The organism is Pseudonocardia sediminis, from assembly GCF_004217185.1.
Lineage (GTDB): Bacteria > Actinomycetota > Actinomycetes > Mycobacteriales > Pseudonocardiaceae > Pseudonocardia > Pseudonocardia sediminis.
The window spans coordinates 1,622,955-1,647,650 of record NZ_SHKL01000001.1 but is presented as its reverse complement, the minus strand read 5'-3'; the positions used below and the strand labels follow the sequence as shown (position 1 = coordinate 1,647,650).

Below are 24,696 nucleotides of genomic sequence, written 5' to 3'. Positions count from 1 at the left end.
GACGTGATCATGGATGTGCGATCGCGAAGCCCTGCCCTGCTCCCGCCACGGGGCGACCCGCATCGGGCCAGGATCCGCCCGTGCGCCTGGAGGACCTGCTGCTGCGGCAGAGCGGGGTGGTCGGCCGCGACCAGGCGGTCGCTTGTGGCGTCTCGGCCCGTGCGATGCGCGGACGGCTCGCCCGCGGCCTGGTCGCGGAGGTCCACCCGGGCGTCTACCGGTCGAGCACGCACCCGCCGGACGACATGCAACGCGTCTGGGCGGCCTCGCTCTGGGGCGGCGCCCGCGGTGTGGTCGACGGGCCGGCGGCGGCGTTCTGGTACGGCGTCCTGGATCGGATCCCCGCCGGATCGCCGGTCGGGGTGACCGTCCCGCACGCCGTCCGTCGCCGGGTCCCGGACGGGGTGCGTCTTCGCCGGCGCGATCTGGGTCCCCGGGACCTGGCGCGGGTACGGGGCGTCGCCGTGACCGGACTGGCGCTGACCGCGTTGGAGACCGCGGTGACCTCGCCGGACGGCGTCTCGTTCCTGGACCGCGTGCTGCAACGCCGTCTCCCGTTCGCCGAGCTCTACGCGGCGTACTGCCGGTCCCTCGGGTCACCGGGCATGTCCCGGGCACGGTTCCTGCTGGAGGAGGTGGCCGACCGGGCGGACTCCCGGGCCGAGCGACGGCTGATCGGTCTGCTCCGTCGGGCCGGGATCGACGGGTTCGAGCGGGCCGTGCCGTTCGGACGCTGGACGATCGACCTCGCCTTCCCCCGGCACCGGGTGGCGATCGAGTTCGACGGCTGGGCGTTCCACTCGGGACCGGACCGCTTCCAGAACGACCGCACGAAGGGCAACGCCCTGGTCGCGTCGGGGTGGACCGTCCTGCGCTTCACCTGGCGTGACCTCACCGGGCAGCCGGACGACGTGGTCGCCCAGATCCGGGGTGCCGTCGCCCGGGCCGACGCCGGACGGCGGTGATCAGAGGCGGTGATCACGGCGGTGGGAGCGCAAACGACCTGCACGGTCGGTTCCGCTCCCACGGCTGCGATCACCCGGGATCAAGCGGGGGTGCAGCCGCAGGACTCGCGGTGCACGAAGCGGGCGGGCAGGCGCACCGTCCGGGGCGGGGCGTCCGGCTCGATCATGCGGCGCAGGAGCATCCGCACCGCCTCACGCCCGATCTCGGCGAACGGCTGGGCGATCACCGTCAGGCGCGGCCGGAACGCGTCGGCCCACGGGAAGTCGTCGAACGCGACGAGCGCGACGTCGTCCGGGACGCGACGGCCGGAGGAGTGCAGGGCCTGCATGGCGCCGATCGTCATCGCGTTGTTCGCGGTGATCATCGCGGTCGGCGGGTCGGCCCGGTCGAACAGGGTGAGGACGGCCCGGCGCGCCGGTTCGGATTCCGAGTCGCCGTCCACGACCAGGGTCCCGTCGACGGCGAGACCGGCGCGCGACATCCCGAGCCGGAAGCCGGCGAGCCGCTCGACGGTGGTGGCCAGGCCCGCGTGCCCGGCCACGAAGCCGATCCGGGTGTGCCCGCCCTCGGCCAGGTGCGCCACGAGCGACGCCACCGGTTCGACGTTCTCGGTGCCGATCTGGTCGTGGTCCCCGCCGACGAGCCGGTCCACCAGCACGGTCGGAACCCTCTGCGCGGCCAGCTCGGCCAGGGTCCGGCCCGCGTCCGACGACGGGGCGATCAACACGCCGTCGACCCGGTGGCGCAGCCGGCGCACGGCCGTCCCCTCGTAGTCGGGGTCCTCGTGCGGGTCGACCAGCAGCAGCGTGTACCCCGCCGCGGACGCCTCGTCCTCCACCGCGTGCAACAGCTCGCCGAAGTAGGGGTTGGAGATCGCGGACAGGGCGAGCCCGATCGTCGTGGTGCGCGCGGTCGCCAGTGACCGGGCGAGGTGGTTGGGCGTGTAGTCGACCGCCGCCATCGCGTCGAGCACCTGGCGGCGCGTGGAGTCACGGACGCGGCGGGTGCCGTTGAGGACGTGCGAGACGGTCGCGGTGGAGACGCCGGCCAGCCGGGCGACCTCGGCCATCGTGGTGATCAGGCACCTCCTCGTGCTGGCACCCGCTCGTCGTCGAACGGGTGCGACGCAGATTACAGGCAAGCGCTTGCGTAAGCGCTTAATCGGACATACGGTTCCTTCGTTCGGACCTATGCCGTGGTACACGTCACAGCAACCGAGCCGCATGCCGGATCCGTCCTCAGCGCAGAGGAGACCTCACCGTGGCCCCACCCTCCGCCCGCGCCCGCCCCCGGCGGCCGGTGATCGCGGCCCTGCTCGGGGTCGTCGCCCTGGCCGTCTCCGGATGCGCCGGTGCCGGTGCGCTCGGTGCCGCCGAGGGCGCCCGGACGATCACCATCGCGATCGTGTCCAACCCGCAGATGGAGGACGCGATCGACCTGTCCCCGCAGTTCGAGGCGGAGAACCCGGGGATCCGGCTCAAGTTCGTCTCCCTGTCGGAGAACGAGGCCCGCGCCAAGATCACGTCCTCGGTCGCCACCGGCGGCGACGAGTTCGACGCGGTCATGATCTCGAACTACGAGACCCCGCAGTGGGCCCGCAACGGCTGGCTCACCGATCTCGACCCGCTGATGGCGCAGACCCCCGGCTACGACGAGGACGACTTCATCCCGGCGGTGCGCCAGGCCCTCTCCGGGCCGGACGGGCACATGTACTCGACGCCGTTCTACGGCGAGTCGTCGTTCCTGATGTACCGCAAGGACCTCCTGGCGCAGGCCGGTCTGACCATGCCGGCGAAGCCGACCTGGCCGCAGGTCGCCGAGATCGCCGCCGAGCTCGACGACGAGAACGCGGGCCGGGCGGGCATCTGCCTGCGCGGCAAGCCCGGCTGGGGCGAGCTGATGGCCCCGCTCGACACCGTGGTCAACGCCTTCGGCGGCCGCTGGTACGACGAGCAGTGGGACGCCCAGCTCGAGTCGCCCGAGTACCGCCAGGCCGTGCAGTTCTACGTCGACCTGGTCAGCCGCTACGGCCAGCCGGGCGCGGCCACCGCCGGGTTCTCCGAGTGCGGCACGCAGTTCAGCCAGGGCAACGCGGCCATGTGGTACGACGCGACCGTCGCGTCCGGGCTGGTGGAGAACCCGGAGGAGTCGAAGGTCGTGGGCAAGGTCGGCTACGCGCCCGCCCCGGCCGGCGTCGACGGCCGCGCCTCGGGCTGGCTGTACTCCTGGTCGCTCGCCATCCCGAAGACCACCGCCGAGAAGGGCCCCGGCGCCGTCGAGGACACCTGGAAGTTCCTGTCCTGGATGACGTCCAAGCCCTACCAGCGGATGGTCGGCGAGGAGAAGGGCTGGGAGTCGGTGCCCCCGGGCGCCCGCCAGTCGACGTACGAGATCCCGGAGTACCTGGAGGCGTCGAAGAGCTACGCACCGCAGACCCTGCAGGCGATCAGCAGCGCCGACCAGTCCCGGCCGGGCAGCAAGCCGGTGCCCTACACCGGCATCCAGTTCGTCGGGATCCCGGAGTTCCAGGACCTCGGCACCCGGGTCAGCCAGCAGATCTCCGCCGCCATCGCCGGCCAGCAGACCGTCGACGAGGCCCTGGAGCAGGCCCAGCAGTACGCGACGACGGTCGGCGAGACCTATCAGCAGGGAGGGGCGGGATGACGACCACGACCGAACGTCCGGACACCGCGGCCGCGACGGCCCGTCCGGCCCGGGGTCCCGGATCCGCCCGGGACGGCTGGATCCGCCGGGCGCCGCTGCTGCCCGCCCTGATCTTCGCGATCATCGTGACGCAGCTGCCGTTCCTGGTGACGATCTACTACTCGCTGCAGTCCTGGAACCTGGTCCGCCCCGGCAGCCAGAGCTTCGTCGGCCTGGACAACTACGCGACGGTGTTCACCGACTCGCAGTTCCGCGGGGTGGCGCTCAACTCGGTGGTGCTCACCGTGGGCGCCGTCATCTTCGCGATGATCCTGGGCCTGCTGTTCGCGCTGCTGCTCGACCGGCAGTTCTTCGGCCGCGGGTTCGTCCGGACGCTGCTGATCACGCCGTTCCTGATCACCCCGGTGGCCAGCGCGCTGCTGTGGAAGACGGTCCTGTTCGACCCGACCTACGGCCTGATCAACTTCGTGCTCTCGCCGTTCGGCGCGGGCAACACCGACTGGGTGTCGTCCTACCCCCTGACCTCGGTGATGATCGCCCTGGTCTGGCAGTGGACGCCGTTCATGATGCTGCTGACGCTGGCCGGGCTGCAGTCCCAGCCGGCCGACGTGCTGGAGGCGGCCCGGGTCGACGGGGCGGGCTCGTTCGCGATCTTCCGCGAGGTGACGATCCCCCACCTGCGCCGGTTCATCGAGCTCGGCGTCGTGCTCGGCGCGATCTACCTGGTCAACACGTTCGACACGATCTACATGATGACCCAGGGCGGGCCCGGTACGGCGAGCGCGAACCTTCCGTTCTACATCTACCAGCGGGCGTTCCTCGGCTTCGACATCGGCCAGTCCGCCGCGATGGGCGTGGTGGTCGTCGTGGCCACGATCATCGTCTCCACGTTCGCCCTGCGGCTGATCTTCCGCAGCTTCTCCGGTGCCGAGGAGGCGTCCTGATGGCCGAGCAGACCCTCTCCCCCACCACGACCGGGTCCGGTGCGGCCCCGGCCGCGGACCCGCCCCGGATCAAGCCCAAGAAGCAGCGCCGCACCGGCAACGCGCTGCTCGGCGTCCTGGCCTGGATCGTCGGGATCGGGTTCTTCTTCCCGATCCTGTGGATGGTGCTCACGGCGTTCAAGCAGGAGGCCGACGCCTACACCAGCCCGCCGAAGCTGTTCTTCACCCCGACGCTCGACCAGTTCTCCGAGGTCTTCTCCTCCGGCATCGGGCCGTACCTGCTCAACTCGGTGTTCGCGACGCTGATGTCGACGGTGCTGGTGGTCCTGCTGGCCACGCCGGCCGCCTACGCGGTGTCGCTGCGGCCGGTCAAGAAGACCCAGGACGTCCTGTTCTTCTTCATCTCGACGAAGATGCTGCCCGTCGTCGCGGCGATCGTGCCGATCTACGTGGTGGTCAACTACATCGGGATGCTGGACAATGTCTGGACCCTGGTCGTGCTCTACACGGCGATGAACCTGCCGATCGCGGTGTGGATGATGCGCTCGTTCTTCCAGGAGGTCCCCAAGGAGCTCCTGGAGGCGGCCAGCATGGACGGCGCGTCGCTGTTCCGGTCGCTGCGCGAGGTGGTGCTGCCGGTGGTGTCCCCCGGCATGGCCGCCACGGCGCTGATCTGCGTGATCTTCTCCTGGAACGAGTTCTTCTTCGCGGTGAACCTGACCGCGTCGCAGGCCGCGACCGTGCCGGTGTTCCTCGTCGGGTTCATCACCTCGGAGGGGCTGTACTTCGCCAAGCTCTGCGCCGCTGCCACGATGGCCGCGCTGCCCGTCGTCATCGCGGGCTGGGTGGCGCAGAACAAGCTCGTCCAGGGCCTCTCGTTCGGGGCCGTCAAGTGACCGCCTCATCCCTCCCGCAGACCTCCTCGCAGAACGGAGCCGACCGTGGCTGACGTCGTGTTCGACAAGGCGTCCCGGATCTACCAGGCGGGGCAGAAGCCGGCCGTCGACCGTCTCGACCTGACCATCGAGGACGGCGAGTTCGTCGTCCTGGTCGGGCCGTCGGGCTCCGGGAAGTCCACCGCCCTGCGGATGCTGGCCGGTCTCGAGGAGATCGACGACGGCGACATCCGGATCGACGGGAAGAACATGGTCGGCGTGCCCTCGCGGGACCGCGACATCGCCATGGTCTTCCAGAACTACGCGCTCTACCCGAACAAGACCGTCGGGGAGAACATGGCGTTCCCGCTCAAGATGCGCGGGATCGACAAGGACGAGCGCGCGAAGAAGGTGCGCGAGGCCGCCGATGTGCTCGGGCTGACCGACTACCTCGACCGCAAGCCGCGCGCCCTGTCCGGCGGTCAGCGCCAGCGCGTGGCGATGGGACGGGCGATCGTGCGCGAGCCGCAGGTCTTCCTGATGGACGAGCCGTTGTCGAACCTCGACGCGAAGATGCGCGTGACGACCCGCACCGAGATCGCCGCCATGCAGCGACGGCTCGGCGTCACCACCGTCTACGTCACCCACGACCAGGTCGAGGCCATGACGATGGGCGACCGGGTCGCCCTGCTGGCCAACGGGCAGCTGCAGCAGTTCGCCACCCCGGCCGAGCTCTACGACCGTCCGAAGAACGCGTTCGTGGCTGGCTTCATCGGCTCACCGGCGATGAACCTGTTCACGCTGCCGGTGACCGAGCGCGGCGTGCACCTGGCCGGGCGCGACCTGGCGCTGCCGCAGGAACGACGCTCCGCGATCGGCGCGGCCCGTCTGGAGACCGTCACCCTCGGCATCCGGCCCGAGCAGTGGACCGTCGGACCCGACGGGAGCGAGGGCGTCCCCGCACAGGTCGACGTCGTCGAGGAGCTGGGCAGCGACGCGTTCCTCTACGGGCACCTGACCGACGACTCCGGGACCACCGTCGTCGTCCGGACCGGGGGCCGCTCCGGCGCCCGGCGCGGGGACCGGATCTCGCTCACCCCGTCGGCCGACGATCTGCACCTGTTCCACCCGGAGTCCGGCGACCGCATCTAGCGGCCGGTCTCCGGGTCCCTGGGCCTGCCCCGGGGAACGGGCGGCGCCCCCGCCGACTCCGACTAGGCGGGGGTGCCGCTCGGGGCGCGTCTCACTGCTGGTGGGAGGCGGCCAGCTGGCCGCAGGCGGCGTCGATCTCCTGCCCGCGGGTGTCGCGGACGGTGCAGGCGACGCCGGAGGCCAGCACGCGGGCGACGAACTCGTCCTGCACCGGGCGCGGGGAGGCGTCCCACTCGCTGCCCGGGGTCGGGTTGAGCGGGATCAGGTTCACGTGCACGCGCGACGTGCCGATGTGCTGACGCAGGAGCTTGCCGAGCAGGTCGGCGCGCCACGGCTGGTCGTTCACGTCGCGGATCAGCGCGTACTCGATCGACACGCGGCGCCCGGTCGTCGTGGCGTAGCGGCGCGCGGCGTCGAGGACCTCGGCGACCTTCCAGCGGTTGTTCACCGGCACGAGGGTGTCGCGCAGCTCGTCGTCGGGGGTGTGCAGGGAGACCGCCAGCGTGACCGGCAGGCCCTCCGCGGTGAGCTTGTCGATCGCCGGGACGAGACCGACCGTCGACACCGTGACCCCGCGGGCGGAGATGCCCAGCCCGTCCGGGGCGGGCTCGGTGATCCGGCGGACGGCGGCGATCACGCGCTTGTAGTTCGCCAGCGGCTCGCCCATGCCCATGAACACGACGTTCGACAGGCGCGCCGGCTCGTCGAGCAGCCCGTCGCGGGCCGCGGCGGCGGCCTGGCGGACCTGATCGACGATCTCGCCGGTGGACAGGTTGCGCTGCAGCCCGCCCTGGCCCGTCGCGCAGAACGGGCAGGCCATCCCGCATCCGGCCTGGCTCGAGACGCACACCGTGGCGCGGCCGGGGTAGCGCATCAGGACCGACTCGGCGAGCGTGCCGTCGTGGCCGCGCCAGAGGGTCTTGCGGGTCGCGCCGTCGTCGCAGCTGCGTTCGGTGACCGGGGTGACCAACGCCGGGAGCAGCCCGGACAGGGTCTCGCGGGCACCGGCCGACAGGTCGGTCATGGCGTCGACGTCGGCGGTCAGACGGCCGAAGTAGTGCCGGGCGAGCTGGTCGAGGCGGAACTTCGGCACACCGAGCTCCCGTGCGACGTCGGCGCGGTCGGACGGGTCGAGGTCGGCGAGATGGCGCGGCGGGGTGGCACGGCGCGGGGCGTCGAACACCAGGGGAAGGGCAGTCATGACCCCTCCAGTGTGCCAGCCTCCGGCCGGGGACCCCGATCGGCGGAGTCCGACGGGCCTGCTCTCAGCGGCGGACGCGGCGGCGCAGCTCGTCGAGCAGGCCGAGGCGGCGCATCCCGGCCACCCACAGCACCAGCCCGCAGCCCAGCCCGATCACCGGCTGGGACTGCGACACCCCGGACGAGTTGAGCGCCAGGAACGCCCCGATCGCGGCCAGGACCAGCACCAGCGCACCGACCGCGACCAGCGAACGCTCCTCCAGGACCGTCGAGGCCATGATCAGCAGGACACCGATCAGCGCCGCCGACAGCGCCGTGCCGAGCTCGCCGTAACTGATCAGCGACAGCAGGATCGGGAAGGCGAAGATCCCGATCACACCGGCCGCGATGAGGCGCTGCATCCGGGCCTTGCGGGCGGGGTGCAGCTGCACGGCCATCGCGCGCCTGCGGTGCCGCACGCTCCACAACCAGCCGGCCAGGCCGAGGCCGAGCGCGACCAGGAGGGTCCCGAACCCGGCGTCCAGGCCGGCCGCACCGACCACCCAGGCCAGGGTGCCGAGCACGATCTCCAGACTCGGCACGGGGACGCCGACGACGGCCGCTCGCACGGTGAAGGACATGGCTCCACGGTAGCGAGCCCGGCGACGCCGTGACCGCTCCCCCGGTGATCCGGCGCCTCACCGCGGTGACCCGCCGTTGCCTCACGAAAGGCTTCACCAGCGTCGACGGCACGCGAGGCGGCTGTGGCACGCTGGTCGTACCCGAACCCGCCGCACGCCTTCCGGACCACCACGCCGGCGCGGCCCCCACCATCAGCGCCGCCCTCCTGTCGCGGCGCGTACGAGGAGCGCCATGTCCGACACCCGTCCCACCCCCGCCGTCGAGACCCCCGCCGAGCCCGAGGGACGCGGCCCGTCGATGGGACGCCGCGCCGCGATCGCCGGGGCCGGGGTGGCTGCGGTCGGCCTCGTCGCCGCGTGCAGCTCGGGCGGGTCCGGTGACGCCGCAGGCGGGCAGCCCGCGACCGATCAGCCGGCTGCGGACCTGCCGGAGGGCGCGCCGGGCACGGTGCTCGGGCCCGTGTCGTCGGTGCCGGTGGGTGGCGGGGTCGTGTTCGCCGACCAGCAGGTCGTGGTGACCCAGCCCGCCGCCGGACGGTTCCAGGGCCTGTCGACGGTCTGCCCGCACCAGGGCTGCCAGGTCAACGCCATCCGCGACGGCGCGGTGATCTGCCCGTGTCACGGCAGCCGGTTCGGACTCGACGGCGCGGTCCTCGAGGGCCCGGCGACGACGCCGCTCGCCCGCCGTGCGGTGGCCGTGAGCGGCCAGAACGTCACGCTGGCCTGAGCTCGCCACTCGTTCCGCGGGTGGCTCAGGGCAGCAACACCGAGGCCGGGCGGCGGCGGGTGTGCAGGCGGTAGCCGACGCTGATCGTCAGGCCCGGCACGTCGTCCACGGCACGCGCCGCGGTGGCCCGGGAGAACTCGATCCGCAGCACGTCCTCCAGCGTGGCGCGGTCGGCGAACCGCCACGTCGAGACCACCCGGCGCTGCGCGAAACCGTGGTTCGCGAAGAACCGCTCCACCGCCGGAGGGTCGTAGCGGGGCAGGTCGGCGCGCAGCCAGTCCCCGTAGGGGCGTGAGGTGAAGTCCAGGTCGATGACGGCCAGGACACCACCGGGGCGCAGCACCCGGTCCGCCTCGGCGAGTCCGGGCTCGCAGCCGGGACCGAAGAAATAGGCCGTGCGGGCGTGCAGCAGGTCCGCGCTGTCGTCGGGCAGCGGCAGGTTCTCGGCACCACCCCGCAGCAGCCGCACGCGATCGCCGTCGTGATGCCGCTGACCGCGCTCGACCAGCGGCGGGTGCGGCTCGACCCCGACGACGGTGGCGGCCTCGGCGGCGAAGCGCGGCAGGTGGAACCCGTCGCCGCACCCGACGTCGACGACGTCGGCGCCGGCCCAGCCCCCGGTGGTCTCCCACAGCGCCGACCAGAGTGCGCCGTCGGCGTCCTGGGCGGCGTTCTCGGCGGCGTAGACGTCGGGCCAGTTCCAGATGTTCGGGCTGGGGATGGCCGGGCCGGGACGGACCTGCCCGCCGAAACCCCGGTAGCGCACGGCGTCAGGCGGGGACGATCAGGCCGAGCACGGCCCACGCCACGAACGCCGCCGGGAGCAGCGAGTCCATCCGGTCCATCAGACCGCCGTGCCCGGGCAGCATCGTGCCCATGTCCTTGATCCCCAGGTCGCGCTTGACCAGCGACTCGACGAGGTCGCCGAGGGTCGCGGTGCACACCAGCAGCGCGCCGGTCAGGGCACCGAAGTACCAGGGCCCGCCGAGCAGCAGCGTCACGCAGAGCGCGCCGGCGATCATGCCCGCGATCTGCGACCCGGCGAAGCCCTCCCAGGACTTCTTGGGGCTGATCGTGGGGGCCATCGGGTGCCGTCCGGCGATCACCCCGGCCGCGTAGCCACCGACGTCCGAGGCGATCACGCAGATCAGGAACGTCAGCACCCGTCCGACGCCCTGCGGCGCGACGGTCATCAGCACCGCGAACGCGACCAGCAGCGGGACGTAGGCGGCGACGAACAGCGACGCGCTCATGTCGCGCAGGAAGTGCGCCGCACCGGCGCGCATCCGCCACAGCAGGCAGCCGAGGACGGTCGCGGCGAACGCGACGGCCACGCCGCGCAACCCGAACGGCCACGCCGACCAGACGATCGCCTGCCCGCCGACGAGCAGGACCGGCAGCGTCACCCGGATGTCGGCGCCGCGGCGCAACGCACCGGAGAGCTCCCAGGTCGCGATCGCAGCGCACACGGCGAGCACCCCGACGAAGACCTGGTGGACGATCAGCAGGCTGGCCAGGATGACCGCACCCATCGACAGCCCGACCGCGATCGCGGCGACGAGGTTGCGCCCCAGGCGTGCCCTCTTCGACGGACGCACCGGGCTCTCGGGCGGCGCCGGGACACCCGGCGGACCCGACCCGGGAAGGTCGGAGGTCACCGGGACGGCGGCGTCGTGGGAGGAGGTCATGGAGATCAGACCTCGAGGAGTTCGGATTCCTTGTTCTTGACCAGCTCGTCGATCTGCGCGACGTAGCGGTCGGTGACGGTCTGCAGCTCCTTCTCGGCGCGGCCGACCTCGTCCTCGCCGGCCTCGCCGTCCTTCTGGATGCGGTGCAGCTCGTCCATCGCCTTCCGGCGCAGACCCCGCAGCACGACCCGGGCGTCCTCGCCCTTGCCGCGCGCGACCTTCACCATCTCCTTGCGACGCTCCTCGGACAGCTGCGGGATGACCACGCGGATGATCTGTCCGTCGTTGGAGGGGTTGACGCCCAGGTCGGAGTCCCGGATCGCCTTCTCCATCTCCTTGAGCTGGCTGGAGTCGTAGGGCTTGATGACCGCCATCCGGGCCTCCGGCACGGAGACCGAGGCGAGCTGGTTGAGCGGGGTGTAGGCGCCGTAGTACTCGACCACGACGCGGGAGAACATCGACGGGGTCGCGCGACCGGTGCGCACGGACGACAGGTCGTCCTTCGCCACCGTGACGGCCTTCTCCATCTTCTCCTCGGCGTCGAAGAGGGTTTCGTCGATCACGGTGTCGTCCCCGTCCGTCTCTGTCGTCTCACCTGCGCACGCGAGCCGCGGCCCGGGACCGCGTGCACGCCGATCCTCTCACTCCGGCCGGCCCGGTGCGGCGCCCGCCCTGCGGCGGGTACCGCACCGGGTGACCGGCGGGGCCGGGCCGGTACCGGGCGGGATCGCCGCCCGGATGCGGCCCGGCCGTCTCAGGGACTCAGCCCTGGCCGACCTCGAAGCGCACGAAGTCCTTGACCGTGACGCCGGCCTCGTCCAGCAGCGCCTTCACGGTCTTCTTCTGGTCCTGCACGGACGACTGCTCGAGCAGCACGACGTCCTTGTAGAAGCCGTTGACGCGGCCGTCGACGATGCGGGGCAGCACCTGCTCGGGCTTGCCCTCCTCGCGCGCGGTCGCCTCGGCGATCTTCTTCTCGTTCTCGACGATGTCGGCCGGGACCTGCTCGCGGGTCGTGTACTGCGGGCGGGCGGCGGCGATGTGCATCGCGATGCCACGGGCGGTCTCGTCGTCGGTGCCCTCATAGGACACCAGCGCGCCGATCGCCGGCGGCAGGTCGGTGGCCCGCTTGTGCAGGTAGACCGCGACCGGGCCGTCGACGTGGATGTAGCGCTTGAGCTCGAGCTTCTCGCCGATCCGGGCGGACAGGCCCTGGACCGAGTCCTCGACGGTGCCGTCGCCCATCTTGGCGCTGCGCAGCGCGTCGACGTCGGCCGGCTTCTGGTCGACCGCGACCTGCAGGATCTGGTCGGCGAGGGAAATGAAGTCATCGCTCTTGGCGACGAAGTCGGTCTCGCAGTTCAGCTCGACCATGGTGCCGCCGGAGGCGACGACCAGGCCGTTGGAGGTGGTGCGCTCGGCGCGCTTGCCCACGTCCTTCGCGCCCTTGATGCGGAGCAGCTCGACGGCCTTGTCGGTGTCCCCGTCGGACTCCTCGAGGGCCTTCTTGCAGTCCATCATCCCGGAGCCGGTGAGGTCGCGGAGCTTCTTGACGTCCGCGGCGGTGTAGTTCGCCATCTCGGTGTCTCTTCGTCCTTAGTCCGTGTGGTTCGGCCAGGGGTACGGCCGAGATCGTGCCGGGTGGGTGAAACGCCGCACGGGTGGCCGGGATGTCCCCGGCCACCCGTGCGAGACGGATCAGCTCGCGGTCTGCTGCGTGCCGTTGCTCGTGCTGGCCGGGGCGGCGGCCGCCGCGGCGTTGGGCGCCTCGGTGGTCGCGCCGGCCGCGGTCAGGCTCGCGCCGTCGGAACCGACCTCGCCACCGGTGAGGACTTCCTGCTCCCACTCGGCGAGCGGCTGGTCGCTGCCCGGGGCGGCGTCGGCGGCCTGGGCCTCGCCGCCACCCTCGCCGCGACGCGCGGAGCGCGCGACCAGACCGTCGGCCGCCGCCTTGGCGATGACCTTGGTCAGCAGGGCGGCCGAGCGGATCGCGTCGTCGTTGCCCGGGATCGGGAAGTCGACCTCGTCCGGGTCGCAGTTCGTGTCCAGGATCGAGACGACCGGGATGTTGAGCTTCCGGGCCTCGCCGACCGCGATGTGCTCCTTCTTGGTGTCGACGATCCACACCGCGCTGGGCACCTTGGACATGTCGCGAATACCGCCGAGGGTCTTCTCGAGCTTGTCCTTCTCACGGGTGAGCATGAGGATCTCCTTCTTGGTGCGACCCTCGAAGCCCCCCGTCTGCTCCATCGACTCCAGCTCCTTGAGGCGCTGCAGACGCTTGTGCACGGTCTGGAAGTTCGTGAGCATGCCGCCCAGCCAGCGCTGGTTCACGTACGGCATGTTGACCCGGCCCGCCTCGTCGGCGATGACCTCCTGGGCCTGCTTCTTCGTCCCGACGAACATGATCGTCCCGCCGTGCGCGACGGTCTCGCGGACGAACTCGTAGGCGCGGTCGATGTACGACAGCGTCTGCTGGAGGTCGATGATGTAGATGCCGTTGCGCTCGGTGAGGATGTAGCGCTTCATCTTCGGGTTCCAGCGTCGGGTCTGGTGCCCGAAGTGCACGCCGCTGTCGAGCAGCTGCTTCATGGTGACGACGGCCATGGCCTGTGATCACCTCTCGGTCGGGCGCGGCTCTCGCCGCGCTGCGGTTGTCGCGAAGCCGCCGGTCGACGACCACGCCCTGGCACCCGCGGCGGGACCGGACCCGTGATCCTCGACCCCGGTACAACGGTGGGGTCGAACATTCGGGACCGCCCGGCCACCGCCCCCGTGTGTCCGGCCTGATCGGCCGCTCCCGGGATGGCGGGCGCGCGAAGTCACCACGACGAGTCGTGGTGCAGTCATAACTATACGCCGTGGTCACCACGGCGAGCCCGGCGGAGTCCCTCCGGAAGCGGGGTTGTCCACAACCTGCTCCGGGCGTCCACAGATCCGCGATCGGCGAGGGCGATCGGCCGGGGTTCTCGCAGGCTGGACGGGTGCCCGCTCCGATCCCCCGCTCCCGCCGCGTCCTGCGCGCCGTCCTGACGACGGCGGCGTGCGCGGTGACGGTGCTGGCGGTCCTCATGCCCGGGACGGCCCGGGCCGGGCCACCGGTACCGGCACCACCCACACCCGCGCCCTCCGCGTCGGCCACACCCACCCCCGTCCCACCGGCCACGCCCGCCCCGACCACACCGGCCACACCTGCTCCGGACACTCCGGCGTCACCGACCCCGTCGCCGTCCGGCCCGGCACCGGGTGGTCCGGCAGCGGGTGGTCCGGCAGTAGGTGGTCCGGCAGCAGGTGGTCCGCCACCGGGTGGTCCGGCGACAGCCCCTGCCCCGACCGCGTCCGGTCCGGCACCGGCGGCTCGGGCACCGGCACCACCCCGTCCTCCGGGGGCCGGGATCCGCGCTCCGGGTGCTGACTACGCATGGCCGCTGCAGCCGGTGCCGACCGTGGGCACGCTGTTCCGGCGGCCGACGTTCCGCTACGGGCCGGGCCACCGCGGTGCCGACCTCGTCGCCGCGCCGGGGACGGCGGTGCTGGCCGCGCGGGAGGGCGTCGTCGTGTTCGTCGGACCGGTCGCCGGGCGCGGGGTGGTCTCGGTCGACCACCCGGACGGCCTGCGCACCACCTACGAGCCCGTGACCCCGTCGGTCACCGCCGGCACGCGGGTGGCCGCCGGTGACCCGCTCGGTGTGCTCGAGGCGGGGCACACCGGGTGCCCGTCCGTGGCCTGCCTGCACTGGGGTGTCCGGCGCGGGAAGGTCGACTATCTGGACCCGCTCGTCCTGCTACGCCCCTCCCGGGTGCGGCTCCTGCCGTGGGACGGGGTCGATCCGTGACCGTCGACGGACCGGACCGGACCGGACCGGACCGAGGATCCGGCGGCGACCGGAGCCGCGCTGCGAGCCGCGTGGGACCAGCGGGCCCTGACCGCGCGACCCCGGCCATGGCGGTCTCGGTCCGGGATGCGGCGCACCGTTCGACAGGGGCCTGTCGGACGGGGCGAGGTCCTCAGCCCGCCAGGGACTGCTCGAGACGTCCGCGGAGGCGGGCCACCATCCGGGTGTGCAGCTGGCATACCCGCGACTCCGTGACGCCCAGCAGACCACCGATCTCGGCCAGCGTCCGGTTCTCCAGGTAGTACATGCGCAGCACCACCTGGTCCCGGTCCCCGAGCTGGGCGACCGCGGACCAGAGCTCGCGGACGGTCTCGCGGTGGACGGCGGACTGCACCGGGTCGGGCGCGCCGTGGTCGATCAGCAGCTCCGCGACCCCGCCACCTCCCGGCAGGTCGTCGTCGAGCCGGTCGGCGCTGATGACGTGCACCGGTCGCGTGGCCAGGCGCAGCTCGCGCAGACCGATCCGGAGCTCGGCCGCCAGCTCCTTGTCGGTCGCGGACCGTCCGAGGCGCAGCTGCACCGCCTCGCGGGCCCGTTCCACCTCGCGGCTGCGGGCGCGCACCGTCCGCGGCACCCAGTCCTGCGCACGCAGCTCGTCGAGCATCGCGCCGCGCACCCGTTGCGCGGCATAGCCCTCGAACCGCACCGCGCGCGCCGGGTCGAAGCGGTCGATCGCCTCCATCAGCCCGAACGTCCCGGACTGCACCAGGTCGGCCAGCTCGATCGACGACGGCAGCCGCACGGCCAGCTTCATCCCGACGCCACGCACCAACGGGGCGTAGTACTCGATCAGCCTCTGCCGTTCCGCACGTCCCCCGAGCTGCAGGAACGTCCGCCACAGCAGCACCGCCGCGGCGTCGACGACCTCGATCAGGTGATCCTCGACGGGCTCGGGCGTGTCGCCGGGCCGGGACGAGACCAGGACCATCCGCGCCGGACCGGTGGCGGGCACGCCGGTGCCGGTGGCGAACGCGGCGGAACCGGCGACCGGGGCCGCACCCGGATCCGTCTCCGGCGGGTCGGCGACCGGCGTCAGGTGCGGCGCCGGGTGGGCCGCCGCGACGAATCCCGCATGCCCCCCGCCGACGGTGTGCATGTCGGCCGGGGCGAGGTCCGGGACCTGCCCGTTCGCCCTCCTGAGCGCCGACGCGAGTGCTGCCGGGAACGTTGCGTCCAGGCAGGAGGCCGCTACCGGCACCTCACGCCCTGGGGTGGGCCTGATCATGAACCACCTTCAGCCGATCGACCGTGACATGCGTGTAGATCTGTGTCGTCGACAGCGTAGCGTGACCGAGTAACTCCTGTACGTAACGGAGGTCGGCCCCGCCCTCGAGCAGATGGGTGGCCGCAGCATGCCGCAGACCGTGCGGTCCGGTGTCCGCGAGCCCCGGCACTGCGCCGATCGCGCGATGCACGACGGTCCGGGCGACCCGGGGGTCCAGCCGCCCGCCGCGGACCCCGAGCAGCAGCGCCGGCGGTGACCCCGCGGTCACCAGGGCCGGGCGGCCGATCTCGCGCCAGCGGTGCAGGGTACGGGCCGCCGGCACGCCGAACACGACGGTCCGTTCGCGGTTCCCCTTGCCCAGCACGCGCAGCGTACGGGTGCTCTCGTCGACGTCGTCGACGTCGAGGCCGCACAGCTCGCCGACCCGGATACCGGTGGCGTAGAGCAGTTCCAGGACTAGGAGGTCGCGCAGTGCCTCCGGGGTGTCCTCGGCCGCGCCCGAGGTGGCCGCGTCCAGCACCGAGGCCGCCTCACCGGCGTCGAGCACCTCGGGCAGGACTGTCCCGGCCCGCGGGGAGCCGAGCCGGATCGCCGGGTCGGTGTCGAGACGCCCGGTGCGCACCGCCCAGGCACCGAACGTGCGGGCGGCCGCGGCCCGGCGGGCGAGCGTGGCCCGGCCCGCTCCGGCGGCACGGGTCTCGGCCAGCCGGTCCCGCAGGTGCGCCAGGTCCAGGTCCGAGAGGACCGGCAACCCACGCAGGAGGTCGGCCAGGTCCGAACGGTAGCCGCGCACGGTGTGCCGGGAGCGCCCGCGCTCGTGCGTGAGGTACTCGGCGAACGCCTCCACCGCCGCCGCGACGTCCGGTGCCAGGGTGGGTTCGCTCATACCGGCGACCCTGCGCGCCCGCCGGGGCGTTATCAAGCACCGCCACGCGTGCCGCTCCGGTCGAGGCGGTCGACCACCGCGCCCCGACGCTCCGGGGCCACTGCGACCCGGAGTCCGGCCGGCCCGTTTGCACACTCTGCCGGCCGAGGTGGGCGCCGGCTGCTCCGGTGACCCCGCGCGAGGCGGCTCGGCGGGGAGTGGCGTCAGCCCGACGGGTCGGCGAACGACGCGCCATGGATCCGCGATCCCCTTGCAGCAGCCATGGTGTGTCTGCCGACGTCTCGCCGCGGAGCGATGGGCGGCGAGCGCAACCTGATGGTCGTCCGACCGGCGGGAGGTGACACTCGACGGCGCTGCCGACTGCCGAGACGCCGCGCCGGGTGCCGCGCAGCGCGCAGCCCGGCACCCGAGCCCCGGTGGCAGCGCCCAGCGCCCACGCCTCCCGCCGGCAGCGCTCCCCGGTAGCAGCGCTTCCCGGTGCCCGGCGACCACGCGCCCGTGCGTCCACGCGCCCCCTCGAGACACCGCCCCGCGCGTCGGGCCCGTCGCACCGCGGGTCCGGCTGCCGCGGGCGCCGTCAGCGCCGGGGTGACGGGGCCGGGCGTTGCCAGAGACCGTGGACGTACTCGGCCAGGCCTCGCTCCTCGAGATCGACCAGGGAGGCGCGGACGATCTCGGCGGGGAGGCCGGACTCCTCGGTCAGGCGGTCGACCGGCCAGGCCGCGCGGGTCGGGAGGGCGTCGTGGACGACCGCGGCGTCGGGGTCCAGGCCGTCGGTCGGACGACGGGGACGGGCCGGGGCCGCGGCCAGGTCCACCCCGAGGCGGCCGACCGTCTCCAGTACGTGCTCCGGGCGCCCGACGAGCTCCGCCCCGGCGCGGACCAGCTCGTGGCACCCGACCGACATGGCCGAGGTGACCGGGCCGGGCACCGCCATCACCGGGCGGCCCAGGGTCCGGGCGTCGGAGGCGGTGCGCTGCGACCCGCTGCGCGCGCCGGCCTCGACGACCACGCAGCCGCCGCCCATCGCCGCGAGCAGGCGGTTGCGGACCAGGAACCGGTGCCGGGCCGGCACCGCGCCGGGCGGGTACTCGCTGACGATCGCCCCGGAGGCCGCGATCCGCTCGAGGAGCGACTCGTGCGCCGCCGGGTAGGCGCGGTCCGGGCCGCAGGCCAGCACGGCCACGGTCGGCCCGCCGACGGCGAGCGCACCCCGGTGCGCGGCGGCGTCGATCCCGAACGCGGCCCCGGAGATCACGCCGACGCCGGCCGCGGCGAGCACCGAGCCGAACTCGGCCGCGGCGTGCGTGCCGTAACCGGTGGCGGCACGCGACCCGACGATCGACACCGCCGGCTCGCACAGCTCCGACAGCGACCGGGCGCCACGCACCCAGACCGCGACCGGCGGGGCGAGCTCCGGCTTCGCCAGCGCCCCGCGGGTGCCGAAGGCGGTGAACGGCCACGCCGGCCACTCCGGGTCCTCGGGAACCAGCAGCCGCGCCCCGACGGCGTGGGCGGCCTCGAGGTCGGCCTCGGCGCGGTCGTGCGCGCGGCGTGCCTGGACCTTCTTGGACAGAGGATCGGACAGCACCCCGTGGCGGATCCGGTCCGCGGCTTCCACCGGCCCGTACTGCCGGACCAGGTCCACCACCTCGCGGCACGGCGGCTCGGCCACCCGCAGCAGGTAGGCCCGGGCCTTCAGGACCTCGTCCGGGACGCCGGTGTGGCCGGCGGCGAGGTCCGTCGTCACAGCGCTCATGTCTCACTCCGTTCGCGGTAGAAGAGCGCCTCGGTGACCATGGTCCGGTCCGGGCGTTCGGCTCCGGCCAGGTCGGCCAGGGTCCAGGCGACCCGCAGTGCCCGGTCGGCGCCGCGCGCCGACAGCTCACCGGCCTCCATCCGGCTCGTCAGCGGCTCGACCACCGGCGGCGGCAGCGCGAACCGCGTGCGCAGCACCGTGCCCGGGACGTCGGCGTTGCAGCGCCACCCGTGCCCCGACCACCGCTGCGCGGCGGTGTCGCGGGCGTCGAGGACCCGTTTGCGCACCACGGCGGTGCACTCCCCCGGCTCGTCGGTGCCGGCACCCAGGACCGTGACGGGGTGCATCTTCACCCGCAGGTCGACCCGGTCCAGCAACGGTCCGGAGAGCCGGCCGAAGTAGCGACGGCGCACCGACACCGGGCAGATGCAGTCCCGGTCGTTGGCCGGTGCGCAGGGGCACGGGTTCGCGGCGAGCACGAGCTGGAACCGGGCCGGGTACCGGACCGTGCCCTCGGCGCGGGCCAGGCGCACCTCCCCCTCCTCCAGCGGCGTGCGCAGGGCGTCGAGGAGGTGTGCCGACCAGTGCGGGGTCTCGTCGACGAAGAGGACTCCCTTGTGCGCCAGCGACACCGCACCGGGCCGGGCGATCCGGCTACCGCCGCCGAGCAGCGCCGCCGCCGACGCCGAGTGGTGCGGCGCCACGAACGGCGCGAGCGTGCTCAGCGGCGCGTCGGTGCCCAGGCGCCCGGCCACCGACCGGATCCCGGCCAGCTGCAGCGCCTCGGTGCGGTTCAGCTCCGGCAACAGGCCGACGATCCGCTGGGCGAGCATCGTCTTCCCGGTGCCGGGCGGGCCGACCATGAGCATGTGGTGCCCGCCCGCCGCCGCGATCTCCAGCGCCCGGCGCGCGTCCGGCTGCCCGACGACGTCGGCGAGCTCGGGCATCTCGGGACGGTCGGGGCCAGCGGGCGCCGGTTCCGGGCGGTCGAGCCCGAGGTCGCCGTCGAGCCAGGCCAGGACGTCGGACAGCGAGTCCGCGCCGTAGACCTCCAGGCCGTCGACCAGCGCCGCCTCGGGCAGGGCGGCCATCGGGACCACGACCCGGGCCAGCCCGGCCGCCCGCGCCGCGAGCAGGCAGGGCAGCACGCCGCGTACCGGGCGGATCCGCCCGTCCAGGGCGAGCTCGCCGAGCAGAGCCGTGCCGTCGAGCCGGTCGCGGCGCACCCCGCCGGCGGCCGCGAGGACCGCGCAGGCCAGGGCGGTGTCGAACCCGCTCCCGGTCTTGCGCAGGGTCGCCGGGGAGAGCGCGAGGATGATCCGCTCGTTGGGCCAGTTCCGCCCCGAGTGCACGACGGCGGACCGGACCCGGTCCTTCGACTCCTGCAGCGACGCGTCCGGCAGACCGAGCAGGTGCACTCCGGGCATTCCGCCGCCGATCGCGGCCTCGATCTCCACCGGGACGCCGTCGACGCCGTCCACCGCCACCGACCACACCCGCGCGAGGCCGCCCATCAGAACGCCGCCGGGTAGTAGGCGATGGTGGTCTCGCGGCCCGGCGGCATCAGCACCGCGACGACGTCGAACCGCAGTTCCACCCAGCCGACGTGGTGCGCGGCCATCCACGCCCGGGCCAGACGCCGGATCCGGCGCACCTTGCGCGGCGTGATCGACTCCGCCGGTTCGCCGAACCCGACCCCGGACCGCGTCTTGACCTCACACACGACGAGGCGGTGCTCGGGGTCGGTCAGGACGATGTCCAGCTCGCCCTCGCGGCACCGCCAGTTCCGGGACAGCACCACCATCCCGTGGGTGTCCCGCAGGTACTCGGCGGCGGTGTCCTCACCGCGCCGGCCCAGATCGTCCTTCGCTGCCATGGGGACAACGATCGCGTCCGCGGGGCCCGCCGCACCGGCGAATCGAAAATTGTGGATGGGCGTGCCGTGTTGGGGACAACCCTCGGGTGTCGACGACTCCCCGGGAGAAATCGTCGGTGGCCCGTGCTGAGATCAGCCCCCGAAGGTGTCGGTCTCCGGCAGGCGCAGGTCCGGGGTGTCCAGCTCCTCGATGTTGACGTCCTTGAACGTCACCACCCGCACGTTCTTCACGAACCGCGCCGGCCGGTACATGTCCCACACCCACGCGTCCGACATCCGGACCTCGAAGTAGACCTCGCCGTCGGCGTTGCGCGGGGCCACGTCCACGGAGTTCGCCAGGTAGAAGCGGCGCTCGGTCTCCACGACGTAGGAGAACTGGGCGACGATGTCGCGGTACTCCTTGTAGAGCGTGAGCTCCATCTCGGTCTCGTACTTCTCGAGATCCTCGGCGCTCACTGGCCTGCCCCTCCCGTGACGCTGTCCATCGGTTCGCGGAGACCGGCGAGCTCCGCCGGGTCCACCTCGTCCACGTCGTCGTCCGGGCCGGGCCCGTCCGTCTCCGCCGCCGACTCATTGTGGACCAGCCCGGGCACACCGCCGCGCCCGGCCACCGCCGCCACGTTCGCGAACGAGAACCGGTGGTCGTCGCAGGGGCCCAGCGCGGTCAGCGCGGCCTCGTGTTCGGGCGTGCTGTAGCCCTTGTGCACCGCGAACCCGTAGCCCGGACGGACGTCGTCGAGCTCGACCATCAGCCGGTCCCGGGTCACCTTCGCCAGCACCGACGCGGCGGCGACGCAGGCCGCGACCCGGTCGCCCTTGGGTACGGCCAGGGCCGGACGTCCGAACCCCCGCACGGCGAACCCGTCGGTCAACACGTAGCCCGGAGGCGCGGACAGCCCCGCCACGGCGCGCCGCATGCCCTCGATGTTCGCGACGTGCACCCCGCGCCGGTCGACCTCCGTCGACGGGATCACCACCACGGCGAGGTCGACGGCCCGGCGCGCGATCACCTCGAACCAGTGGTCGCGGGCCGCGGGGGTCAGCAGTTTGGAGTCGGTCAGCCCGTCGAGCGCCTTCGCGTCCGAGGGGCGCAGCACGCACGCCGCCACGACGAGCGGCCCGGCACTCGCGCCGCGACCGGCCTCGTCGACGCCCGCGACGGGGCCGAGCCCGTAGCGCTGCAGGGTCGCCTGCAGCGTCCAGCTCCCGGAGTCGCGCACGACCGCACGCGGCGGCCGCAGCGACCCGGGCAGGACCTGGGCGGGCTTGCGGGGGCGGCGCGCCGGCTTCCGGCGCGACCGCGGGACGGGAACCGGCACCGCTCTCCCGGTCAGGATGTCGCGCGCCACCGGCTCCGGCGGCGCGTCAGGGGCAGGAACCGCTCCTCCTCGGCGCGGCGGCGCAGTGCGCGCCGCCTCCCGAGGGCGAACGGGAAGGCCCCCATCATGCCGAGCGCCAGCGGCGCCCCGGCCGGGAGCCCCCCGGAGCTCTCCGGGCCCGCGGCCGTCTGCGTGGTCTGCGGATCGACCGCGTCGACCCAGCCGAACCGGTCGAACGGCAGCACGATCAGGCGCACCTTGCCGATGACGTTCTCCTCCGGCACCGGGCCGTGCCCGGACGCCCGCGAGTCGGCCGAGTTGTTCCGCGAGTCGCCCATCATCCACATCTCGCCCTGCGGCACCGTGATCGGCCCGAACGGGATCTGCCGGGCCGGACCGGCCTCGGGCAGGTAGTAGATGTAGGGCTCGTCGAGCGGCTGCCCGTCGACCATCACCTGGTTGAGCGCGTCGCAGCAGGCCACGGTCTGCCCGCCGACGGCGATCACGCGCTTGACGAAGTCCTTCTCGTCCGGCGGCGACAGCCCGATCAACGACCCGGCCATCTGCAGACCCCGCGTGAGCGCGCTCGAGGGCTGGTCGAGCTCGTACTCCGAGTTGGACCAGCTGTCCGGCCCGCGGAAGACCACGACGTCACCGGGCGAGATGTCGGTGAAGTTGTAGGTGACCTTGTCGACGAGCACGCGGTCGTTCGTGCAGCCGGTGCAGCCGTGCAGCGTCGTCTCCATCGACCCGGACGGGATGACGAAGACCTTCGCCACGAACGTCGAGATCAGGAACGTGAGCACCAGTGCCACGCCGACCAGCAGCGGCAGCTCCTTCCAGAACGACATCGGCTTCTTCTCGCCGTCGTCGCCCTTGGACCTGCCGCCCTTCGACGTCAGTGCCGCGATCTTCCCGGCGACCCCGGCCGGCCCGCTGCGCTTCCCCTCGCGCGGACCGTCGGTGTCGGCGGCGACCGTGGCGTCCGGATCGTCGTCGGGTGGGTCGGCGAGCGCCGCTGCGCCCGGCCGGTCCCCGTCGTCCGGATCACCGCGGACGGGGTCACGGGCCCGCGCGGTGCCGTCGACGTCGGTCGCGGCCGGGGGCACGGCGGAGCGGCCCCGTCCGCGGGTCCCGGCGGCGCGGCGGCGCCGGCCCGGGAGCGCGGTCGTGTCCTGGGCCGCGTCGTCCCCGATCTCCGCGTCGCGGGTTCCGGCGTCGTCGAGGTCGGCCGGGGCTGCCGCCGCGGCGATCGCCTCGGTCGGTACCGGTCGGTCGTCGCCCGGGGCCACCGGTCGGCGGGACGGGTCGGCGGCGTCGCCGCGCGGGCGCACCGGGCGTTCCCCCGCGGCTCCGGGATCCGGACGGCCGTAGCGGCCCGGCTCGGCATGCGGAACGGCTCCGCGGGGGTCGGCCCCGCGGGGGTCGGCCCCGCGGAGATCCTCGGGGTCACGACGGGTGCGGCGCGGGTCCGGGGCGTCGGCGGGCGGCATCGGCGGGCCGAGCGGATCACGGGGACGGCGGACCGGCTCGTCGCCGGCGTAGGCGCGGGGACCGGACGGTTCCGGTGCCCGGCGACGTGCGCCCGGCTCGTCCGCGTACGCGGGCGCGGGCGCGGAGGGATCGGCCGCGCGACGGCCCGGGGGCGGCCACTCGGAGGTACGCGGCGGAACGGGCTCGCCCGGTCCCGGGCGGGAGGAGGGGGCCCTCCGGCGGGACGTGGGCTCGTCGGCGTACGACCGCTCGCCGTAGGCGTCCTGATCGTGGCGCTGACGCCCGTCGGGGCGGCCGGGCTCGTGACCGACGGGTCCCCGGCCGTTGCGGCCGGCGCCGATGCCGTCGGGGCCGCCGCGACCGTTGCGGTCCGAGCCGTTGCGAGCGGGGCCGTCGGGGACCCCGTCCTGGTTCCAGCCGGTGATCTGGTCGGGGTACGGCGGGGCGACGGGCTCCTGCGCTCGGCGGCGGCCCGTCCGGGACGCACCGTTCTGCTCGACGTCCGGGCGCGCCCGGTCCGGGCGGATGCGGTCGTCCGGCGCGACGGGACCGCGGGCGCGGTGCGACCCGGTCGCGGCGGGCGGCGGGACGCCGCCGTCGAATCGGGGTGGGTCGTCGATGCGGGGCGGCTCGTCGAGGCGCGGCCGGCGCGCAGGCGGTGGCGCGACGTCGTCCGGGCCGGGGGCGTGGCGGGAACGCAGCGCGTCGTCGCGGCGGGGACGGTCGACGTCATCGCCGGGAGCGCGGCCGTTCCCGGTGGTGCGGGACCGCGGCGGCGGGCGCTCCTCGCGGGGAGGGCGGCGGCGCGGCCCGGTGTCGGGACCGGTGCCGTCGAAGGCGTAGGAGTCCCGGATCCGCTCCGAGGGGCGACGGCGGGACGTCTCGTCGGCGGCACGGCCGTCGTCACCGGCCCCGTGACCGTTGCCGTCGTACCCGTAGCCGTTGTGTCCGTTCGCGCCGGAGCCGTTCGGGGCGTGCCCGTGGGGGCCGTACCCGTTGCCACCGCGGTCGTGCGATCCGTTCGCGACCGCTCCGTGCCGGCCGGAGGCACCGGCGTCACGGTCCTCGGCGCGGCGGGAGCGGCTCACCCGGGGCCGCTCCGGGACGGGTTCACCGTCCGGGCCGGGCGGGCGTGCGCCGTAACGGGCGGGCACCCCGCGCTGCAGTGCGGCACCGAGCAGGAAGTCCTGCTCCTCCGCGACACCGGCCTCGTCGGCCGGCGGGCGGTGGGACGCCCCGTCACGACGGCCGGGGCGGTCCACCTCGTCGGCCCGGTCGCCACGGGGGCGACGGGGCCGGTCGTCCTGCTCCGCCGGGGCATCATCACTGCCGCGATACCGACGGGGGCGGGCCCGGCGATCATCGGGGAGCTCGGGGAATGCCACAGGACGAGGTTACGTCACCG

At 73.6% G+C, this 24,696-nt stretch carries 24 protein-coding genes; 7 read left to right on the top strand and 17 right to left on the bottom strand.

From position 1 onward, the window contains the following. Positions 1–80 precede the first annotated feature (80 nt). The gene (locus tag EV383_RS07855) at positions 81–965 is read left to right on the top strand and encodes a type IV toxin-antitoxin system AbiEi family antitoxin domain-containing protein (RefSeq protein ID WP_130289288.1); all 885 of its coding nucleotides are present in this window, start codon (positions 81–83) and stop codon (positions 963–965) included. 80 nt (positions 966–1,045) lie between these two features. Here EV383_RS07855 and EV383_RS07850 read toward each other — a convergent pair whose 3' ends face one another. Then, positions 1,046–2,035: a LacI family DNA-binding transcriptional regulator gene (locus tag EV383_RS07850; protein ID WP_207223463.1), complete on the bottom strand. Its 990-nt coding sequence runs from the start codon at positions 2,033–2,035 to the stop codon at positions 1,046–1,048. A 191-nt stretch (positions 2,036–2,226) separates the two neighbouring features. On the opposite strand from EV383_RS07850, the gene EV383_RS07845 reads away from it, so the two are divergent. The 4 genes from EV383_RS07845 to EV383_RS07830 are packed head-to-tail and all read left to right on the top strand — an operon-like array spanning position 2,227 to position 6,601. After that, a complete protein-coding gene (locus tag EV383_RS07845) occupies positions 2,227–3,630 on the top strand; it encodes an ABC transporter substrate-binding protein (protein ID WP_341273709.1) in 1,404 nt (467 codons plus the stop codon). Further along, positions 3,627–4,574 (top strand): carbohydrate ABC transporter permease, encoded by a 948-nt coding sequence (locus tag EV383_RS07840; protein WP_130289287.1) that lies wholly within the window; start codon positions 3,627–3,629, stop codon positions 4,572–4,574. Before EV383_RS07845 ends, EV383_RS07840 begins: the two co-directional genes overlap by 4 nt. Further along, a complete protein-coding gene (locus EV383_RS07835) occupies positions 4,574–5,470 on the top strand; it encodes a carbohydrate ABC transporter permease (protein WP_130289286.1) in 897 nt (298 codons plus the stop codon). The genes EV383_RS07840 and EV383_RS07835 overlap by 1 nt, the downstream gene beginning before the upstream one ends. A 45-nt stretch (positions 5,471–5,515) precedes the next feature. Further along, positions 5,516–6,601 (top strand): ABC transporter ATP-binding protein, encoded by a 1,086-nt coding sequence (locus tag EV383_RS07830; protein ID WP_130289285.1) that lies wholly within the window; start codon positions 5,516–5,518, stop codon positions 6,599–6,601. Positions 6,602–6,692: 91 nt separating this feature from the next. Here EV383_RS07830 and rlmN read toward each other — a convergent pair whose 3' ends face one another. Beyond that, positions 6,693–7,802 carry a dual-specificity RNA methyltransferase RlmN gene (gene rlmN, locus EV383_RS07825; RefSeq protein WP_130289284.1) on the bottom strand — a complete coding sequence of 370 codons (1,110 nt, stop codon included), beginning with the start codon at positions 7,800–7,802 and terminating at the stop codon, positions 6,693–6,695. Positions 7,803–7,866: 64 nt separating this feature from the next. Then, the gene (locus EV383_RS07820) at positions 7,867–8,421 is read right to left on the bottom strand and encodes a hypothetical protein (protein WP_130289283.1); all 555 of its coding nucleotides are present in this window, start codon (positions 8,419–8,421) and stop codon (positions 7,867–7,869) included. A 232-nt stretch (positions 8,422–8,653) separates the two neighbouring features. Here EV383_RS07820 and EV383_RS07815 point away from each other — a divergent pair, with 232 nt between their 5' ends. Further along, entirely contained in the window at positions 8,654–9,148 is a 495-nt protein-coding gene (locus EV383_RS07815) for a Rieske (2Fe-2S) protein (protein ID WP_207223462.1), read from the top strand. Between the two features lie 25 nt (positions 9,149–9,173). On the opposite strand, the gene EV383_RS07810 is transcribed toward EV383_RS07815, so the two are convergent. The 6 genes from EV383_RS07810 to EV383_RS31065 form a co-directional block, all read right to left on the bottom strand. Next, on the bottom strand, positions 9,174–9,914 hold the full coding sequence (locus EV383_RS07810) for a class I SAM-dependent methyltransferase (protein WP_130289282.1): 741 nt from the start codon (positions 9,912–9,914) through the stop codon (positions 9,174–9,176). Between the two features lie 4 nt (positions 9,915–9,918). Continuing rightward, positions 9,919–10,836, bottom strand: a complete 918-nt coding sequence (locus tag EV383_RS07805) for a phosphatidate cytidylyltransferase (RefSeq protein ID WP_130289281.1) — start codon at positions 10,834–10,836, stop codon at positions 9,919–9,921. Between the two features lie 5 nt (positions 10,837–10,841). Continuing rightward, positions 10,842–11,399: a ribosome recycling factor gene (gene frr, locus EV383_RS07800; RefSeq protein ID WP_130289280.1), complete on the bottom strand. Its 558-nt coding sequence runs from the start codon at positions 11,397–11,399 to the stop codon at positions 10,842–10,844. 199 nt (positions 11,400–11,598) lie between these two features. Continuing rightward, positions 11,599–12,414: a translation elongation factor Ts gene (tsf, locus tag EV383_RS07795; protein ID WP_130289279.1), complete on the bottom strand. Its 816-nt coding sequence runs from the start codon at positions 12,412–12,414 to the stop codon at positions 11,599–11,601. Between the two features lie 120 nt (positions 12,415–12,534). Beyond that, positions 12,535–13,443 carry a 30S ribosomal protein S2 gene (rpsB, locus tag EV383_RS07790; protein WP_130289278.1) on the bottom strand — a complete coding sequence of 303 codons (909 nt, stop codon included), beginning with the start codon at positions 13,441–13,443 and terminating at the stop codon, positions 12,535–12,537. 462 nt (positions 13,444–13,905) lie between these two features. After that, on the bottom strand, positions 13,906–14,208 hold the full coding sequence (locus EV383_RS31065) for a hypothetical protein (RefSeq protein ID WP_165438171.1): 303 nt from the start codon (positions 14,206–14,208) through the stop codon (positions 13,906–13,908). Positions 14,209–14,282: 74 nt separating this feature from the next. On the opposite strand from EV383_RS31065, the gene EV383_RS07785 reads away from it, so the two are divergent. Next, entirely contained in the window at positions 14,283–14,672 is a 390-nt protein-coding gene (locus tag EV383_RS07785) for a M23 family metallopeptidase (protein ID WP_423213637.1), read from the top strand. Between the two features lie 172 nt (positions 14,673–14,844). Here the strand turns inward: EV383_RS07785 and EV383_RS07780 are convergent, their stop codons facing one another. The 8 genes from EV383_RS07780 to lepB form a co-directional block, all read right to left on the bottom strand. Continuing rightward, a complete protein-coding gene (locus EV383_RS07780) occupies positions 14,845–15,957 on the bottom strand; it encodes a FliA/WhiG family RNA polymerase sigma factor (RefSeq protein WP_242622961.1) in 1,113 nt (370 codons plus the stop codon). After that, positions 15,932–16,843 carry a tyrosine-type recombinase/integrase gene (locus EV383_RS07775; RefSeq protein WP_130289277.1) on the bottom strand — a complete coding sequence of 304 codons (912 nt, stop codon included), beginning with the start codon at positions 16,841–16,843 and terminating at the stop codon, positions 15,932–15,934. The genes EV383_RS07780 and EV383_RS07775 overlap by 26 nt, the downstream gene beginning before the upstream one ends. A 577-nt stretch (positions 16,844–17,420) precedes the next feature. Then, on the bottom strand, positions 17,421–18,602 hold the full coding sequence (gene dprA / locus EV383_RS07770; RefSeq protein ID WP_130289276.1) for a DNA-processing protein DprA: 1,182 nt from the start codon (positions 18,600–18,602) through the stop codon (positions 17,421–17,423). Then, positions 18,599–20,116 carry a YifB family Mg chelatase-like AAA ATPase gene (locus EV383_RS07765; protein ID WP_130289275.1) on the bottom strand — a complete coding sequence of 506 codons (1,518 nt, stop codon included), beginning with the start codon at positions 20,114–20,116 and terminating at the stop codon, positions 18,599–18,601. Before EV383_RS07765 ends, dprA begins: the two co-directional genes overlap by 4 nt. Then, a complete protein-coding gene (locus tag EV383_RS07760; protein ID WP_130289274.1) occupies positions 20,116–20,478 on the bottom strand; it encodes a YraN family protein in 363 nt (120 codons plus the stop codon). The genes EV383_RS07765 and EV383_RS07760 overlap by 1 nt, the downstream gene beginning before the upstream one ends. Before the next feature lie 132 nt (positions 20,479–20,610). After that, positions 20,611–20,934: a DUF2469 domain-containing protein gene (locus EV383_RS07755; protein ID WP_130289273.1), complete on the bottom strand. Its 324-nt coding sequence runs from the start codon at positions 20,932–20,934 to the stop codon at positions 20,611–20,613. Further along, the gene (locus tag EV383_RS07750) at positions 20,931–21,719 is read right to left on the bottom strand and encodes a ribonuclease HII (RefSeq protein ID WP_130294060.1); all 789 of its coding nucleotides are present in this window, start codon (positions 21,717–21,719) and stop codon (positions 20,931–20,933) included. The genes EV383_RS07755 and EV383_RS07750 overlap by 4 nt, the downstream gene beginning before the upstream one ends. An 89-nt stretch (positions 21,720–21,808) precedes the next feature. Next, on the bottom strand, positions 21,809–24,676 hold the full coding sequence (gene lepB / locus EV383_RS32855) for a signal peptidase I (RefSeq protein WP_341273708.1): 2,868 nt from the start codon (positions 24,674–24,676) through the stop codon (positions 21,809–21,811). Positions 24,677–24,696: the final 20 nt, after the last annotated feature.